This is a genomic window from Microbacterium sp. NPDC057658, assembly GCF_042799975.1.
Classification (GTDB): domain Bacteria; phylum Actinomycetota; class Actinomycetes; order Actinomycetales; family Microbacteriaceae; genus Microbacterium.
On the sequence record NZ_JBHVHT010000002.1, the window covers coordinates 158,016 to 174,764 of the forward strand.

The 16,749-nt window shown below is 68.6% G+C and carries 18 protein-coding genes; 15 read left to right on the plus strand and 3 right to left on the minus strand.

Annotated features, from left to right (window positions below; translation table 11 throughout):
• The first annotated feature begins 24 nt into the window (after positions 1–24).
• Together ACFU8V_RS14110 and ACFU8V_RS14115 are read left to right on the plus strand one after the other, a co-directional pair.
• On the plus strand, positions 25–1,053 hold the full coding sequence (locus ACFU8V_RS14110) for a hypothetical protein (protein WP_366215371.1): 1,029 nt from the start codon (positions 25–27) through the stop codon (positions 1,051–1,053).
• 37 nt (positions 1,054–1,090) lie between these two features.
• Positions 1,091–2,101, plus strand: coding sequence for an alpha/beta hydrolase (locus ACFU8V_RS14115; RefSeq protein ID WP_338566666.1), 1,011 nt, complete (start codon positions 1,091–1,093; stop codon positions 2,099–2,101).
• Here the strand turns inward: ACFU8V_RS14115 and ACFU8V_RS14120 are convergent.
• The 3 genes from ACFU8V_RS14120 to ACFU8V_RS14130 all read right to left on the minus strand — a co-directional run bounded on the left by ACFU8V_RS14120 (position 2,092) and on the right by ACFU8V_RS14130 (position 4,210).
• On the minus strand, positions 2,092–2,724 hold the full coding sequence (locus ACFU8V_RS14120; RefSeq protein ID WP_217316515.1) for a GntR family transcriptional regulator: 633 nt from the start codon (positions 2,722–2,724) through the stop codon (positions 2,092–2,094). The genes ACFU8V_RS14115 and ACFU8V_RS14120 overlap by 10 nt on opposite strands.
• 415 nt (positions 2,725–3,139) lie before the next feature.
• Positions 3,140–3,628, minus strand: coding sequence for a YajQ family cyclic di-GMP-binding protein (locus ACFU8V_RS14125; RefSeq protein ID WP_062765250.1), 489 nt, complete (start codon positions 3,626–3,628; stop codon positions 3,140–3,142).
• Positions 3,629–3,781: 153 nt separating this feature from the next.
• Entirely contained in the window at positions 3,782–4,210 is a 429-nt protein-coding gene (locus tag ACFU8V_RS14130; RefSeq protein ID WP_378872223.1) for a hypothetical protein, read from the minus strand.
• Positions 4,211–4,433: 223 nt separating this feature from the next.
• Between ACFU8V_RS14130 and ACFU8V_RS14135 the strand changes: the two genes are divergently transcribed.
• From ACFU8V_RS14135 to tuf, 13 genes are all read left to right on the plus strand, one after another.
• Positions 4,434–5,645, plus strand: coding sequence for a maltose ABC transporter substrate-binding protein (locus tag ACFU8V_RS14135; RefSeq protein WP_062765244.1), 1,212 nt, complete (start codon positions 4,434–4,436; stop codon positions 5,643–5,645).
• A gap of 72 nt (positions 5,646–5,717) precedes the next feature.
• On the plus strand, positions 5,718–7,322 hold the full coding sequence (malF, locus tag ACFU8V_RS14140) for a maltose ABC transporter permease MalF (RefSeq protein WP_062765241.1): 1,605 nt from the start codon (positions 5,718–5,720) through the stop codon (positions 7,320–7,322).
• A 1-nt stretch (position 7,323) separates the two neighbouring features.
• Positions 7,324–8,232, plus strand: a complete 909-nt coding sequence (locus ACFU8V_RS14145; protein ID WP_062765238.1) for a sugar ABC transporter permease — start codon at positions 7,324–7,326, stop codon at positions 8,230–8,232.
• A 49-nt stretch (positions 8,233–8,281) separates the two neighbouring features.
• Positions 8,282–8,608 (plus strand): PadR family transcriptional regulator, encoded by a 327-nt coding sequence (locus tag ACFU8V_RS14150; RefSeq protein ID WP_062765234.1) that lies wholly within the window; start codon positions 8,282–8,284, stop codon positions 8,606–8,608.
• A gap of 2 nt (positions 8,609–8,610) precedes the next feature.
• Positions 8,611–9,261, plus strand: coding sequence for an HAAS signaling domain-containing protein (locus tag ACFU8V_RS14155; protein ID WP_085606386.1), 651 nt, complete (start codon positions 8,611–8,613; stop codon positions 9,259–9,261).
• Positions 9,262–9,325: 64 nt separating this feature from the next.
• Positions 9,326–9,478: a hypothetical protein gene (locus ACFU8V_RS14160; protein ID WP_164498161.1), complete on the plus strand. Its 153-nt coding sequence runs from the start codon at positions 9,326–9,328 to the stop codon at positions 9,476–9,478.
• Between the two features lie 112 nt (positions 9,479–9,590).
• Complete coding sequence (locus tag ACFU8V_RS14165; protein WP_338566663.1) at positions 9,591–10,694, plus strand: ABC transporter; 1,104 nt, start codon at positions 9,591–9,593, stop codon at positions 10,692–10,694.
• Between the two features lie 71 nt (positions 10,695–10,765).
• Positions 10,766–11,194, plus strand: coding sequence for a hypothetical protein (locus tag ACFU8V_RS14170; RefSeq protein ID WP_238695598.1), 429 nt, complete (start codon positions 10,766–10,768; stop codon positions 11,192–11,194).
• A gap of 49 nt (positions 11,195–11,243) precedes the next feature.
• Positions 11,244–11,891 (plus strand): hypothetical protein, encoded by a 648-nt coding sequence (locus tag ACFU8V_RS14175; RefSeq protein ID WP_062765222.1) that lies wholly within the window; start codon positions 11,244–11,246, stop codon positions 11,889–11,891.
• Between the two features lie 227 nt (positions 11,892–12,118).
• On the plus strand, positions 12,119–12,487 hold the full coding sequence (rpsL, locus tag ACFU8V_RS14180; RefSeq protein ID WP_013584051.1) for a 30S ribosomal protein S12: 369 nt from the start codon (positions 12,119–12,121) through the stop codon (positions 12,485–12,487).
• A gap of 5 nt (positions 12,488–12,492) precedes the next feature.
• Positions 12,493–12,963 (plus strand): 30S ribosomal protein S7, encoded by a 471-nt coding sequence (rpsG, locus tag ACFU8V_RS14185; protein ID WP_017201608.1) that lies wholly within the window; start codon positions 12,493–12,495, stop codon positions 12,961–12,963.
• 96 nt (positions 12,964–13,059) lie between these two features.
• Positions 13,060–15,174 carry an elongation factor G gene (fusA, locus tag ACFU8V_RS14190; RefSeq protein ID WP_062632877.1) on the plus strand — a complete coding sequence of 705 codons (2,115 nt, stop codon included), beginning with the start codon at positions 13,060–13,062 and terminating at the stop codon, positions 15,172–15,174.
• Positions 15,175–15,338: 164 nt separating this feature from the next.
• Positions 15,339–16,532 carry an elongation factor Tu gene (tuf, locus tag ACFU8V_RS14195; RefSeq protein ID WP_062632876.1) on the plus strand — a complete coding sequence of 398 codons (1,194 nt, stop codon included), beginning with the start codon at positions 15,339–15,341 and terminating at the stop codon, positions 16,530–16,532.
• The last annotated feature ends 217 nt before the right edge of the window (positions 16,533–16,749 follow it).

A 16,749-nucleotide genomic window follows, 5' to 3' on the forward strand; every position in this document is an offset into this window, starting at 1 on the left:
TCCCCGCGCCCCTAGGCTGAGGCCATGCGACCTCGTGCACTCCTGGCCCTCGGCGCCGTGGCCGTGCTCCTGCTGTCCGGTTGTGCGCCCGAACCCGAGGTGAAGCCGACCAGGACGCCGTCGGCCGCGGTCACGACCGCGCCGACACCGGGGGCCGAGGCGCCGACGCCCGCCTTCGACGTGGACTGCGCCGATGTCGACGCGGCCATGTCGAGTGCGCTCGGCGAGGCCGGCGGCGACGTCGCCGAGGTCCTCGGGGTCTGGTCCTCCCCGAGCTGGTACCCCGGACCGGCGCAGCACATGTTCCAGCGGGCCGGCGGGATCGCCTGTTCGGCGGGGACGGCGGAGCGCAACTGGGAGGTCACGATCCTCCCGGACGCGGACGAGGTCACGACGGGGGCGGAGTCCCGCGGCGGATACTTCGGTGAGGAGGCGCGCTGCGAAGGCGGCGGGTACTGCTTCTTCCAGATCGTCGACGGCGACGTGCTCCTCTCGGCCACGGTCGTCGACCCGGAGCGCGGACCGGACGACACCGCGTCGCTCGAGGAGGCGCTGCGCGGGCTCGCCGCGACCGCCGCCGCCTCGCTGCAGCCCGTGGAGGTCCCGGAGAGCGCCGTCGCCGGGGTCGACTGCACGCGCTTCCTCACCGCCACCGAGCTCGCGGAGCGGGTCGGCGCCGAGGTGCACGTCGTCGACGCGTTCGGCGGCTGGTCCATCCCGGCCGAGGTGTACCAGGAGCGCAACGGCTCGCGGATCTGCTACTACGCCTCGGCCGAGGACGAGTACGCGGCACAGGGCTACCTCACCCTCACCACGCTTCCCGGCGGTGCCTGGGCCTTCGACCGGCTGGAAGGCGAGGACACCGTCGACGTCGAGGGCGCGGACGCCGCCGTGACCGGCTTCGACGAGCTCGGCCGGTCGGTGCTCGACCTCCGGGTGGGGCAGGACTGGCTGCGTCTGACCACGTTCGAAGGGTCAGGGATCGACGACCTCGCCCCGATCGGCGCCGCCATCGCGGACGATTTCTCCGTGGCCCGCCCCGGCGGCGAATGACGGCCGTGGGCTAGCCTGGGCACGAGGGGGAGGACGCATGGCCGAGTGGATCCCGGATGTGCTCGGAGACGAGTTCGCCCAGCTCACCCTCGACCTCGGCAGTGACGAGCAGGGCCCGGTGGTGGCCACCCTCGTGCGCGCGCTGCCGGCTCCGGTCCCGTGGTGGGAGCGCGCTCGGCGCCGTCGCCCGCTGCTCGAGGGCGTGGACGTGCTCTACATCCACGGGTGGTCGGACTACTTCTTCCAGAAGCGGTTGGCCCGATTCTGGACCGCTCGTGGTGCCCGCTTCTTCGCTCTCGACCTGCGCAAGTACGGGCGCAGTCTGCGCGAGGGCCAGACCCCGGGCTACATCACCGACCTGTCCACCTACGACGAGGACATCGCCGCGGCCCTGGACGCGATGGGGCGCGGCGAGGGCGGCGAGGAGAGCGGGCGACGCCTGATCCTGCTCGGACACTCGACCGGAGGGCTGACGCTGAGCCTGTGGGCGGCCCGGCATCCCGGCGCGGCCGATGCCCTCATCCTGAACAGCCCCTGGCTCGAGTTCCAGTTCGCCCCCGTGCGCGCCGCGATCGCCCCGATGGTCGAGTTCCAAGCGCGGATCCGGCCGCTCGACGTCGCGCCGCAGGTCGACCTCGGCTACTACACGCGGGCGCAGCAGGAGGTGGCCGACCCGGACGACCCGATGGAGGTCAACACCGCGTGGCGTCCCGTGCAGACGATGGCCGTGTACGCCGGGTGGCTCAACGCGATCCTGACCGGGCACAAGGCCGTCGCCGCGGGTCTGGACATCGCGGCGCCGGTCTGCGTCCTTCTGTCGAAGCGGTTCGTGCCGCCGACCCGGTGGTCGGATGAGCTCACCTCCGCCGACTCCGTGCTCGTCGTCGACGACATCGCCCGCGCGGCCCTGCGGCTCGGCTCCTCCGTGACCGTCGAACGGATCGACGGCGCCCTGCACGACGTCTTCCTGTCCCGACATGAAGCCCGCGAGGACGCGTATCGTCGCCTGCACCGCTGGGTCGTCGGCTGGCGCGCCGCTCAGACGTAGTACATCGCGCGCGCAAGGCGCTCCGCCTCGTCGCCGTCGCCGGTGCGCACCGCTTCGGCGAAGTCGGCATACACCTGTCGCATCCGCTCGCGATCGCCGGGGCGCACCACCCAGGCGCGCAGGTTCCGGGTCACCGCGACGGCGACATCGTCGATGAGCATCCGGTGCTGACGGTTCCCGCTGTGGTCGGCGAGGTAGGCGAAGACCGCCCATCGCGCCCGTGCCGTGGACGCGCCGTCGGTGAGCGAGTCGTGCATTCGAGCGATGAGCTCCTGCACCCGCTCGCGCTGGACCGCGCTGAGTCGCGGCACCGCCATCCGGGCCGTGATGCCTCCCTGGTAGCCGGCGAACTCCAGCGACTCGGCCACCACCTGCGGCGTGACCATCGTCACCTCCGTGTACCGGCTCGGGTACATCGTCACCAGTCCCAGTCGCTCCAAGCGCTGCAGTGCTTCGCGCACCGGCGTCCGCGAGACGTGGAGCTCGTCCGCCACGTCGACGTCCCGGATCCGGTCGCCCTCGGCGAACTCTCCCTCCGTGATCAGCCGCCCGATGTGGTGGAACACCTCATCCGCCAGCAGCTGCTTGTTCTCTCCGATGCTCTTCGACTCGATCTGCGCCATGGCCCAGCCCCCAGTGGTTCTCGGTCTGCGACCGACGTCCGCTCCCGGGCGATGAGGGGAGCGACGGCCGCAGGATTGCCGTCATGCCTCCTCGGGGGGCCGATCCGCGTGGGGGGCGCGCAGCGGGCGGGGAGGCCTGTCATGAACCCGGGACCGGTCGGCGTGCGACGTCGGCAGACCCCAGGCCGACGCGAGCTCCTGGGGCCCGCGCCGCTCCCTCCCCTGAGCCGGCGTGGCATCCTCGAAGCGCATCCACCGCGGCGATCGGGTGTCGGGCGGGGATGGCGTCGGAGTCGTGACGAGTCACGACCGCTTCCAGTCTCGACGAAGAACACCGATATCTCGGTATGCGTTGACCGGGGAAAAGAAAGGGCCCGGGATGACTCCCGAGCCCTGGCCTCCGACGCGAGTGGCGTCAGCGGTAGTTGATGAACTGCAGATCGATGTCGAGGTCGCTGCCCTTGAGGAGAGCGATCACGGCCTGGAGGTCGTCGCGGCTCTTGGACTGTACGCGCAGCTCGTCGCCCTGGATCTGGCTCTTCACGCCCTTGGGGCCCTCGTCGCGGATGATCTTGCCGATCTTCTTCGCGTTCTCGGAGGAGATGCCGTCCTTCAGGCTCGACATGATGCGGAACTCCTTGCCGCTGGCGAAGGGCTCGCCCGAGTCGAGGCTCTTCAGGGAGATGCCGCGCTTGATGAGCTTGGACTGGAACACGTCGAGGACGGCGTTCGCGCGCTCCTCGGTGTTCGCGGTGATGAGGATCTGCTCGCCGCTCCAGGCGATCGAAGCACCGGTCCCCTTGAAGTCGTAGCGCTGCTCCACCTCTTTGCGCGCCTGGTTCAGGGCGTTCTCGGCCTCCTGGCGATCCACTTTCGAGACGATGTCAAAGGAACTGTCAGCCATGCCTCAACTGTATCCGCGGCTGTGCGGAAAGTCCCGTGGGCGCGGCACCCCGGGAGCGCGTCTCCGGATCACAGGACTGATCGGCGCGTACGGTGGCGACCCGATGGCGGTGACCTCTCCGAACGGCGACCAGGTCGGCTACGTCACAGTCGCCTACGAGTGCGAACTGCCGCCGCTCGCCGTGTAGACGTTCTCGGATATCCGAGTCATCCCCTCCGGAGCGGGCGCACCGTCGGGGACGACGGTGAACGTGCCCGTCATGCCTCCGACCGAGAAGAGCGCGCCGCCACCGCCGCACCCGAGCACCCAGCTCTCCTCGTCGGCGTACGCCAAAAGGCATGCGGAAGCGTCGTCGCGGGCGCGAGCGAGCCACAGGGATGTCCCTTCGTCTTCGCCGACGAACCGGGCTGTCGCCTGGTCCACGTCGTCCCACGCGTAGCCGGGAAGATCTGCCGGAACCTCGTCCCGCGCCCCGGCTTCCCGATCGAGCACGGCGTATGCGGCTCCCACGCTGGTGCATCCGCTGAGCGCGACCGTGGACAGGACGACGACGGCGGCAGCCGCCCGAACGTGGATCCCCATCCAGCGATGCTCTCGTAGATGAGCCGTACGGGGAACCCCCGCGGAGCCGCGAAAGGTTGGAACTCCGGCCGATATGGAAGCGTTTTCATGCCTCGCGCCGGGCGCCGGGCCGATCACGGGTTGATATCGACGCGGTTGCGGATTGTGATCGCCTTTCGAAACGATGCATACTGTAAGCGCTTGCAGTCTTGCAGGCGCTCAGCACTGAGAGAGGCACACACCAATGAAGGTGAACAAGAGGGGCATGGTCGCCGCGGGCGCCATCGCCATCGTTTCGGCTCTGACGCTCGCCGGCTGCTCGACCGGATCCGGCGGCGACGACTCTTCCTCCGGTGGGGACAGCGGCGGCACGCTGACCGTCTGGGTCGACGCCGAGCGGGTCGACGCGCTGCAGGGCGCGGCGGACGCGTACCAGGAGAAGACCGGTGTCACGGTCAAGCTGGTGGGGAAGTCCGTCGACGACATGAAGGACGACTTCATCCAGCAGGTCCCGACCGGCAAGGGCCCCGACGTGGTCATGGGCGCTCACGACTGGCTCGGCGAGCTCTCGACCAACGGTGTCGTCGCGCCGATCGAGCTCGGCGACAGCTCCGAGGACTACCTCCCCGTCGCGCTCCAGGCGGCGACCTATGAGGGCACCGTCTACATGCTCCCGTACGCGGTCGAGAACATCGCGGTCCTGCGCAACGCCGACCTCGTCCCCGAGCCCGCGACGAGCTTCGACGACATGGTCTCGAAGGGCACCTTCGTGGTGGAGCAGGGCGCCGAGGGCAACCCGTACCACCTGTACCCGTTCCAGACCGCGTTCGGCGCTCCGGTCTTCGGCACCGACGACAGCGGCAGCTACGACCCGACCGACCTGCAGCTCGGCAGCGAGGGCGGCTTCGCCTTCGCCGACTGGCTGGGCGCGCAGGGCGCGGCCGGCACGCTGAACACCGACATCGACGGTGAGATCGCCAAGCAGCAGTTCCTCGACGGCACCGCCGCCTTCTGGCTGACCGGCCCGTGGAACGTGGGCGCGGCCACCGAGGCGGGCATCAACGTCGAGATCGACCCGATCCCGAGCCCGACGGGGGAGACGGCCTCGCCGTTCGCCGGCGTCAAGGGCTTCTTCGTGAGCGCCGAGTCGAAGAACAAGGTCGCGGCCAACGACTTCCTCGTCAACTACCTCGGCACGGAGGACGTGCAGCTGGAGCTGTTCAAGGCCGGCAACGTCCTCCCGGCCCTCACGGCTGCCGCCGACACCGCGGCGTCCGACCCGATCATCGCCGGCTTCCAGTCCGTCGGCGCCGACGCGGTCCCCATGCCGGCGATCCCTGCCATGGGCGCGGTCTGGCAGTTCTGGGGCGTGGCCGAGGCCGCCATCATCAACGGCGAGGACCCGCAGGCGACGTGGCAGAAGCTCGTCGACGACGTGACCGCCGCGATCGAGTAACGGCCGACAAGATGACGACCCTGGCGGGGCGGGCCACCCAGCCCGCCCCGGCAGGACCATGACGAGGACGACATGACAGACACCGAAGAGCGCACCGCGCCCCCCACGCCTCGGCAGCGCCAGGCGGCGAAGATCGCCGAGGCGGCCTCCCGACCGATCGGGTGGATGCTGCTCAAGATCCTGTTGCTGGCGATCGTGGACGCGATCGCCGTCTACGCCGTGTTCGTGCTGCTCGTGCAGCGCGAGTGGCTGGTGCTCGGCCTCGTCGTCGCGGTGACGGTCGTCGTCAACTACATCTACTTCTCCCGCAAGCGCATCGCGGCGAAGTACCTCACGCCCGGCATCATCTTCCTGGTCCTGTTCCAGGTCTTCACGCTCCTCTACACGGGCTACATCGGCTTCACGAACTACGGCACCGGTCACAACGGGAGCAAGGAGCAGGCGATCTCGTCCCTGCTCGCCTCCGCGCAGGAGCGCGTCGAGGACTCCCCGACATATCCCGTCACGGTGGTCGAGCAGTTCGGCACCTACGGCCTCCTCGTCACGGATCCCGACGACGGGGATGCGCTCCTCGGCACGGCGGAGCAGCCTCTCGCCGAGGTCGACGCGGAGTTCGAGGGTGGCAAGGCGGTCGCCGTCGACGGGTGGACCACGCTTCCGCTCGCCACCGTCTTCACCCTGTCGGAGGAGCTGGAGCAGCTCTCCGTCCCGTTCAGCGACGATCCCAACGACGGCAGCCTCCGTGCACCCGACGGGCAGAACGGCTACCTGTACGTCTCGACGCTGACCTACGACGCCGCTGCCGACACGATCACGGACACCGCGACCGGCACGGTCTACAGCGATACCGGCGACGGTGCGTTCACCGCGGAGGACGGCGAGCAGCTGCTGCCCGGCTGGCAGACCACGGTCGGCTTCGACAACTTCGTCCGCGCGGTGACCGACGAGTCCATCCGCGGTCCGCTCATCTCGGTCACCGTCTGGACCTTTGTCTTCGCGCTGGTTTCCGTCGCGACGACCTTCTTCCTCGGCCTGCTGCTCGCGCTCGTCTTCAACAACACGCGCATGCGCTTCCGCAACGGCTACCGGATCATCCTCATCCTCCCGTACGCCTTCCCCGCGTTCCTCTCCGCGCTCGTCTGGGCCGGGATGATGAACGAGAGCTTCGGGTTCATCAACCAGGTGCTGTTCGGTGGCGCGGCCATCCCGTGGCTCACCGATCCGGTGCTGGCGAAGGTGTCCGTGCTGCTGGTGAACCTCTGGCTCGGCTTCCCGTACATGTTCCTCGTCTGCATGGGCGCGCTGCAGGGCATCCCGGACGACGTGAACGAGGCCGCCGTCATGGACGGCGCGAACGCGTGGCAGATCTTCCGCCGCATCAAGCTGCCGCTGCTGCTGGTGACCGTGGCGCCGCTGCTGATCTCGTCGTTCGCGTTCAACTTCAACAACTTCAACCTGATCTACATGCTGACCAAGGGCGGCCCGCGCTTCAGCGACGTGTCGATCCCCGTCGGCCACACGGACATCCTCATCTCGATGGTCTACAAGGTGGCCTTCACCGGTCAGACCCGCGACTACGGTCTCGCCTCCGCCTTCACGATCCTGATCTTCGTCGTGGTCGCGACGATCTCGATCATCAGCTTCCGCAAGACCAAGGCCCTCGAGGAGCTGAACTGACATGAGCACCGTCCCCAGCACCGCCACCGCCCCGCGCACCGCTCCGCCGCGTCGTTCATTCGGCGCCTGGTTCGCCGACACCGGATGGCGTCACCTCGTCGCCATCGTGGTGAGCGCCTTCGCCCTCTTCCCGCTCCTGTACGTCGTGTCGGCCTCGCTCAACCCGAAGGGCACGCTCACCGGGTCGAACCAGCTCTTCTCGGCGATCGGGATCGACAGCTACGTGCGCATCCTCAGCGATCCGCAGAACCCGTACGGGACGTGGTTCCTGAACACGCTGCTCATCGCGGTCGTGACGGGCGCGGTCACCGTCTTCATCGGCGCCTGTGCGGCATATGCCTTCTCCCGCATGCGCTTCGCGGGCCGTCGCGTGGGGCTCGTCACCATCGTCGTGGTGCAGATGTTCCCGCAGCTCCTCGCGGTGGTCGCGATCTTCCTGCTGATGTCGACGCTGGGGGACTGGTTCCCGGCGATCGGCCTCAACACGCACACCGGCCTGATCCTCGTCTATCTCGGCGGCGCGCTTGGCGTGAACACCTACCTGATGTACGGCTTCTTCAACACGATCCCGAAGGAGATCGACGAGGCCGCCCGCATCGACGGCGCCGGGCACGCGCGGATCTTCTTCACGATCATCCTCCGCCTGGTCGCCCCGATCCTCGCGGTCGTCGGTCTGCTCTCCTTCATCGGCACGGTGAACGAGTACGTGATCGCCAGCGTCATGCTCGTCGACGTGGATCAGCAGACCCTCGTCGTCGGTCTGACCAAGCTCGTGGCGAACCCTCGCTACGCCGACTGGTCGGCCTTCTCCGCCGGCGCGGTCATGGCGGCGATCCCGGTGATGGTCCTCTTCCTCTTCCTGCAGAAGTACATCGTCGGCGGTCTCACCGCGGGGGCGACCAAGGGCTGATCGACGCATCGGGCAGCGCTAGCGTGCGTCACATGCTACCTTGTGAGGCATGACAGCGGACGCCGGGGCGCAGATGCGCAAGGGAGTGGTGGAGTACTGCGTGCTCGGCCTGCTCTCGCGCGAGCCCATGTACGGCTGGCAGCTGTCGGAGGCACTCACCGGCGCCGGGCTGATCGCCAGCATCGGCACCCTCTACCCGCTGCTCGGGCGGTTGCGGGACAACGGCTGGGTGACGACGTTCGACCGGCCGTCCGAGAGCGGTCCGGCGCGCAAGTACTACCGGCTCACGGATGCCGGTATCGATCAGCTCGCGCGCTTCCGGGCGCAGTGGGCGCCGTTCGCCCGTGCCGTCACGGGCATGGTGGGGGAAGGATGACCATGACCGAGAAGACCGCAGCCGAGCTGCGTGACGACTACCTGGCCCGGCTGGACGAGGCGATGCGCGGCCTCCCGCACGGTGTCGCGTCGGACATCCGCGGCGGGATCGCGGAGGAGCTCGACGGGCTCGACGCGGAGGCGACCGCGGAACGGATCGACAGGCTGGGGGATCCCCGAGGGATCGCCCGTGAAGCGGGGGACGAGGTGCCGACGGTGCCGCCCGTCGTGTTCCCTGCGCCCGCGCCCGCTCCGTCGGCACCTCGCACGCCGACGACGGCGACGCGGGGCTTCGCGATCGCGGCCGCGCTCACCCTGAGCTTCGGCGGGATCGTGGTGCCGGTCGTCGGCTGGTTCGTGGGCGCGGTGCTCGTGAGCCTCAGTGCGATGTGGCGGACCTGGGAGAAGGCGCTCGCGATCCTCGTGCCCTTCGCGGCCACGGGGCTGTCCTTCCTGATCACCTCGACCATGACGGGGTTCTCGACGGGGTCGGCCTCCGGCAGCTCGACCGACGGCGACGCGGTGTCGGACGTGGTGAACCCGCTCGTCCCGTCCTTCGGGGAGTGGCACCTGCTCCTGCTGCTGGGGTTCCTGCTGGTCCCGGCCTCCGGGCTCTGGCTGCTGTGGCGGATGCGCGGCCGCGGCGTCCGCTGACCGAGGCCGCCGCGTCGCGGCGTTGCTCACGGCCCGGGCGGGGGCGCGGGCCTACGGTGGGACCATGGCACGGGTGGGTGGTCGGAACCTCGGGATGAGCTGGTTCGCCGGCATCGTGTGCGCCGGGATCGTCGGCGCTCTGGTCTGGCTCTCACTGCCGATGCTCCCGATCCTCGCGCAGTTCGCCGGCGACGCGCTCCGCAGCACTTTCCCCTGAGCCGCGGAACCCGCGCGGCGACGCGTATGGCGACACGACGGCACGCCTCCGGAAGCGCCGGGACGCGCGGCGGTAATCTCGCACTGCACATCCCCGATGAGAGGCGCATCCCATGAGTGATCCCGAGGCTCGTCAGCCCGAGAAGTCGAACGACGTCGACGACGTCGTCGGCAGCGCGAACGCCGGTCTCGACGCCGCAGCGGCAGCCCGCGGAGATGTTCCCGGCGGCGCGGACGACGTCGACCGCTCGCGTGCCGAAGGCGCGACGCCGGCGTCTGCGGAGACGCCGGCCGACCAGGCCGCAGCGCGGCAGGAGCCCGCGGTCGACCCCGATCTCGCCGCGTTCGAGGCCGCCGAGCGGGAGCACCCCGGCACCTTCGCCTCCTCCGCACCGGCACCGAGCCGCACGGAGGGCGACCGTCCCGGCGCCGACCGCTTCGATGACGAGCGACGCGACGCGACCCCCGAGACGTCGCTGTACGCGACGCCGGAGACCTCGCTGTACGACACCTCGGCCCCCCGCGCGCACGAGGAGTCGGCCATGGCAGGCGCCGCCTACGCCTCCCATGCCGACGACACCGACACCCGGATCGTGCCCTCCGAGCCGCTCACGAACGGTGCCGCTGCCGCCGCGCCGCAGCCTCAGCAGCCGCAGCCGATCTTCGTGCAGGCGCCGGAGCCGCCGCGCGAGCGCGGCAACCGCGGCACCGCCGGGGCCATCGGCCTGCTCGCCACCGTCGCCTTCGCGCTGCTCTACCTCGCGACCGTCCTCGGCCTCGGCGCTCTCGCCGGCGACGTGAACGGGGAGAACATCGGCGAGGCGCTCGTGGCCCCGCTGCTCACCTGGGGCTTCTGGACGCCGGTGGTCGTGTTCTTCCTCGGCTTCTGGCTCCTCGGAGCGATCATCAACCGTGGCCGCTGGGGCCTGTGGGTGGTGTTCGGCATCGTGGTCGGACTCATCGCCTACGCCGGACACATCCTGGGGCAGCTCTTCGAGGCGCCGTTCTGGAAGCTCACGGCGTCGCAGGGCCTCGAACTCGCGGGGGAGCAGCTGCTGGCACCGCTGGCGATCGCGGCCTTCGTGTTCGCCCGCGAGCTCACGATCTGGTTCGGCGCCTGGGTGGCCCGCAGCGGCGCCCGCAAGACCGAGCTGAACGAGGAGGCGCAGCGCGAGTACGAGCGCACCCTCGAGGCCGGTCCCACCCTGTCGAGGTAATCACGAACACCACCACGCCGAACCCCCGCGGGCCCGAGTCCGCGGGGGTTTCGGCTGTCCTCGCGGCAGTGATGGCCACCATCGCCTTCTTCGCCCTCGCCGTCTTCGGCCTGGGTGCGCTCAGCGTCGCCACCGACCGGGACATCATCGATGCACCGGGCCTCGGGCAGATCCCCGGGGTGTCCGGCATGGTCGCGGCGGTCGTGGTGTTCGCACTGGTCCTGTGGGCGACGGTGCGGCGGGGACACGCCTCCTTCGGCTCCGCTCCCGTGATCGCGCTGCTCACGGCCCTCGTGCACCTGGCCACCGTCTGGTTCGCCGTGCTCGTCGCGACGAGCGACGTGGTCGTGGCCACGGCCGTCGCCGGAGATCTCGTCCGCGGCGGCGCGAGTCTCGTGCTCCTCGCCGCGGCGGCGGTGGCCGCCTGGGGCGGGATCGCCCTGCGCCGCACGAAGTCGGCGCAGCCGCGATGGCCGTGGGAGCGCGACGAGGGGGAATGACACCCCGGAAATCCGCGCCGTGAGCGGCGACGCGCCGTACGCTGGTGGGGTGGAGCGCTCATTGGAGACGCAGGTCGACCAGGCCGTCGAGGCCTGGTTGCGCTGGGTGCCGCGCTGGGAGCCGGCGACGCACCGCGGCCGGACCGCGCCCTGCCGACGCTGTCTCGGCTCGCCCATCCTCGCCGCCGCGGGAATCGCCGGCACCACCCCGCACGGCGTCCAGCACGGCCTGTCGACGCGCATCAAGACGATCGTCGACCACGCGGTCGCCGAGTACACCGCGCGGAACCTCCCCACGCTGCAGCGGGAACTCGACCAGCAGGCCGCGCGCAACAGGGCCCGCAGCTATCGACCGACGGAAGACCTCGACCCCGAGTTCGAGGGCATGCCGCTGGACCCGGAGCCGGTGCCCGGTGCCCCCTTCCTCTTCACGATCGCCGGCCTCGCCGACGACTCCGCGGCCGAGCTGCCACCGCTGCCTCCGCTCTCCGACGAGGCCAAGACGGCACTGCGACAGGAGGTCGCCCTCGCGGACGAGTACGCGAACCTCGTCGGCCGGGAGATCTGCGGGATCCTGCTCCGGCACCGCATCACGATCCAGGCAGCGGTGTCCCGGCACGTCGAGCCGCAGATCGAGGCGCTCCTCGCCGAGCTGACGGAGTCGCTGGACTCCCCGTTCGACCCCGACATCCCCTGACTCCGCGCGGGCCGGGCGAGGGCGGCCGTCATTTGACCGTCAGGTTACGCGGCATTACACTTGATCAGGTGTGTGCACGTCCTGACGTGCGCGCTGGGCGTCGGCACCTCGCCGGTCCGCCCCCACGGCATACCCACCACACCAAAAGCTCGCCGGTTCCGGCGTGCCGGTGGGTCATGATGTGAAACCCATCACGCTGTCACCGTGCAGCACTATGAGGAGAGAACGTGCCAACCATTCAGCAGTTGGTTCGCAAGGGTCGCTCGCCCAAGGTCTCGAAGACCAAGGCGCCCGCGCTCAAGTCGAACCCGCAGCAGGCCGGGGTCTGCACCCGCGTCTACACCACCACCCCGAAGAAGCCGAACTCGGCGATGCGCAAGGTCGCTCGTGTGAAGCTCCGCAACGGGACCGAGGTCACCGCGTACATCCCCGGTGAGGGCCACAACCTGCAGGAGCACTCCCTGGTGCTCGTCCGCGGCGGTCGTGTGAAGGACCTCCCCGGTGTGCGTTACAAGATCGTCCGTGGCGCTCTGGACACCCAGGCCGTCAAGAACCGTAAGCAGGCTCGTTCCCGCTACGGCGCGAAGAAGGGTTGAGTTAGATGCCTCGTAAGGGTCCCGCCCCCAAGCGCCCCGTCGTCAACGACCCGGTCTACGGCGCTCCGATCGTCACCTCGCTGGTGAACAAGATCCTCGTCGACGGCAAGAAGTCGCTGGCCGAGTCGATCGTCTACGGCGCCCTCCGCGGCGTCGAGGCGAAGAACGGCCAGGACGCCGTCGCCACCCTGAAGAAGGCGCTCGACAACGTGCGCCCCACGCTCGAGGTCCGCAGCCGCCGCGTCGGTGGCTCGACCTACCAGGTTCCGGTCGAGGTCAAGCCGCACCGCGCGAACACCCTCGCGCTGCGCTGGCTCGTGAGCTACGCCAAGGGTCGTCGTGAGAAGACGATGACCGAGCGTCTCCAGAACGAGATCCTGGACGCGTCGAACGGCCTCGGTGCCGCGGTCAAGCGCCGCGAGGACACCCACAAGATGGCCGAGTCGAACCGCGCGTTCGCTCACTACCGCTGGTAACCCCTTCGACGGGCTCAGGGACCCTTCCGCGTTCCTGGGCCCGTCGCACCCCCTCTTCGCAGTACACCTGCTGCTCCAATAGATAAGGACACTCCTGTGGCACAAGACGTGCTCACGGACCTGAGCAAGGTCCGCAACATCGGCATCATGGCGCACATCGATGCCGGCAAGACCACGACGACCGAGCGCATCCTGTTCTACACGGGCGTCAACCACAAGCTCGGCGAAACGCACGACGGTGCCTCGACCACCGACTGGATGGAGCAGGAGAAGGAGCGCGGCATCACGATCACGTCTGCCGCCGTGACCTGCTTCTGGAACAAGAACCAGATCAACATCATCGACACCCCCGGTCACGTGGACTTCACGGTCGAGGTGGAGCGCTCGCTCCGCGTCCTCGACGGCGCGGTCGCCGTGTTCGACGGCAAGGAGGGCGTCGAGCCCCAGTCCGAGACCGTGTGGCGTCAGGCCGACAAGTACAACGTCCCCCGCATCTGCTTCGTCAACAAGATGGACAAGCTCGGCGCGGACTTCTACTTCACGGTCGACACGATCATCAACCGCCTCGGCGCCAAGCCGCTGGTGCTGCAGCTCCCGATCGGTGCCGAGAACGACTTCGTCGGCGTCATCGACCTCATCGAGATGCGCGCCCTGGTGTGGCCCGGCGACGCCAAGGGTGACGTGACCATGGGTGCCTCCTACGAGGTGCAGGAGATCCCGGCCGACCTCAAGGACAAGGCCGAGGACTACCGCCAGCAGCTGCTGGAGACGGTCGCCGAGACCGACGAGGAGCTTCTCGAGAAGTTCTTCGGCGGCGAGGAGCTCACCGTCGCGGAGATCAAGGGCGCCATCCGCAAGATGGTCATCGCCAGCGAGATCTACCCGGTCCTCTGCGGCTCCGCCTTCAAGAACCGTGGTGTGCAGCCGATGCTGGACGCCGTCGTCGACTACCTCCCCTCCCCGCTGGACGTGCCCGCCATCGAGGCGCACGACCCGAAGGACGAGGAGAAGATCATCGAGCGTCACCCCGACGCGAAGGACCCGTTCGCGGCCCTGGCCTTCAAGGTCGCCGTGCACCCGTTCTTCGGCCGTCTGACGTACGTGCGCGTCTACTCGGGCGAGCTCGAGTCGGGCGCCCAGGTCATCAACTCGACCAAGGGCAAGAAGGAGCGCATCGGGAAGATCTTCCAGATGCACGCCAACAAGGAGAACCCGGTCGACAAGCTGACCGCCGGCAACATCTACGCCGTCATCGGCCTGAAGGACACCACCACCGGTGACACCCTCGCCGACATCGCGCAGCCGGTCGTCCTCGAGTCGATGACGTTCCCGGAGCCGGTGATCGAGGTCGCCATCGAGCCGAAGACCAAGGCCGACCAGGAGAAGCTGGGTCTCGCGATCCAGAAGCTCGCTGAGGAGGACCCGACCTTCCGCACGGAGCTCAACCCCGAGACCGGTCAGACGACCATCAAGGGCATGGGCGAGCTGCACCTCGACATCCTCGTGGACCGCATGAAGCGCGAGTTCCGCGTCGAGGCGAACGTCGGCAAGCCGCAGGTCGCGTACCGCGAGACGATCCGCAAGGCCGTCGAGAAGCACGACTACACGCACAAGAAGCAGACCGGTGGATCGGGTCAGTTCGCCAAGATCCAGTTCAACATCGAGCCGCTCGAGCTCGACGGCGAGAAGACGTACGAGTTCGTGAACGCGGTCACCGGTGGCCGCATCCCGCGCGAGTACATCGGCTCGATCGACGCCGGTTTCCAGGACGCCATGAACGTCGGTGTCCTCGCGGGCTACCCGATGGTGGGCGTCAAGGCGACCATCGTCGACGGTGCGGCGCACGACGTCGACTCCTCGGAGATGGCGTTCAAGATCGCGGGCTCCATGGGCTTCAAGGAGGCCGCTCGCCGTGCCAACCCCGTGCTGCTCGAGCCGCTGATGGCCGTCGAGGTCCGTACTCCGGAGGAGTACATGGGCGACGTCATCGGCGACCTGAACTCGCGTCGTGGCCAGATCCAGTCGATGGAGGACGCCGCCGGCGTCAAGGTCGTGCGCGCCGCGGTGCCGCTGTCCGAGATGTTCGGCTACATCGGCGACCTGCGCTCGAAGACCTCGGGCCGTGCCGTCTACTCCATGGAGTTCGACAGCTACGCCGAGGTCCCGCGCGCGGTGGCCGACGAGATCGTCCAGAAGGCCAAGGGCGAGTAACACTTCTGGGAACCCTGGGTCGCTGAGCCTGTCGAAGCACCCGGGGTTCCCAGGTCACCTACAACTTCACATTCCCTCTCTACTAAACTGAGAACCTAACCCGTAGAGAACCGGTCGCAAACCAGTGCCCGGCACCTCTACAACGACGTCCTGAGGAGGACCCAGTGGCTAAGGCCAAGTTCGAGCGGACCAAGCCGCACGTCAACATCGGAACGATCGGTCACGTCGACCACGGCAAGACCACGCTCTCCGCAGCGATCTCGAAGGTGCTTGCTGACAAGTACCCGTCCGACACGAACGTGCAGCGTGACTTCGCTTCCATCGACTCGGCGCCGGAAGAGCGCCAGCGCGGTATCACGATCAACATCTCGCACATCGAGTACGAGACCCCGAAGCGCCACTACGCCCACGTTGACGCCCCCGGCCACGCCGACTACGTCAAGAACATGATCACGGGTGCGGCGCAGATGGACGGCGCGATCCTCGTCGTCGCGGCCACCGACGGCCCGATGGCGCAGACGCGCGAGCACGTGCTGCTCGCCAAGCAGGTCGGCGTCCCCTACCTGCTCGTCGCGCTGAACAAGTCCGACGCGGTCGACGACGAGGAGATCCTGGAGCTCGTCGAGCTCGAGGTCCGCGAGCTGCTCTCGAGCCAGGGCTTCGACGGCGACAACGCTCCCGTCGTCCGTGTCTCCGCTCTCAAGGCCCTCGAGGGCGACGAGAAGTGGGTCGACGCGATCCTCGAGCTCATGCAGGCTGTCGACGACAGCGTTCCGGACCCGGAGCGTGACCGTGACAAGCCGTTCCTCATGCCCGTCGAGGACGTCTTCACGATCACCGGTCGTGGCACCGTCGTCACGGGTCGCGCCGAGCGTGGCACCCTGGCCATCAACTCCGAGGTCGAGATCGTGGGTCTGCGCCCGACGCAGAAGACGACCGTCACCGGTATCGAGATGTTCCACAAGCAGCTCGACGAGGCCTGGGCCGGCGAGAACTGTGGTCTGCTCCTCCGCGGCACCAAGCGCGAGGACGTGGAGCGCGGCCAGGTCATCGTGAAGCCGGGTTCGGTCACGCCGCACACCGACTTCGAGGGCACGGCCTACATCCTGTCCAAGGACGAGGGTGGCCGCCACAACCCCTTCTACACGAACTACCGTCCGCAGTTCTACTTCCGCACCACGGACGTCACCGGCGTCATCACGCTGCCCGAGGGCACCGAGATGGTCATGCCCGGCGACACCACCGACATGACGGTCGAGCTGATCCAGCCGATCGCCATGGAGGAGGGCCTCGGCTTCGCCATCCGTGAGGGTGGTCGTACGGTCGGCGCCGGTACGGTGACGAAGATCATCAAGTAAGCATCTGCTTCCTCGCAAAGGGGTCGAGCCTTCGGGCTCGACCCCTTTGTCGTCGGTCGGCGCGGCATGAGCCCGCGCATCGATCCCCTAGGATGAGAACGCCGCGAGGCCGCGGCGCAACCGTCTCCGGCGGGACCGAGTTCCCGCCGGGTCATCCGATATATCAAAATGACGGTTCTACGGAGTCGTACCGTGCCCATGAGGCTCGAAGAGGAGA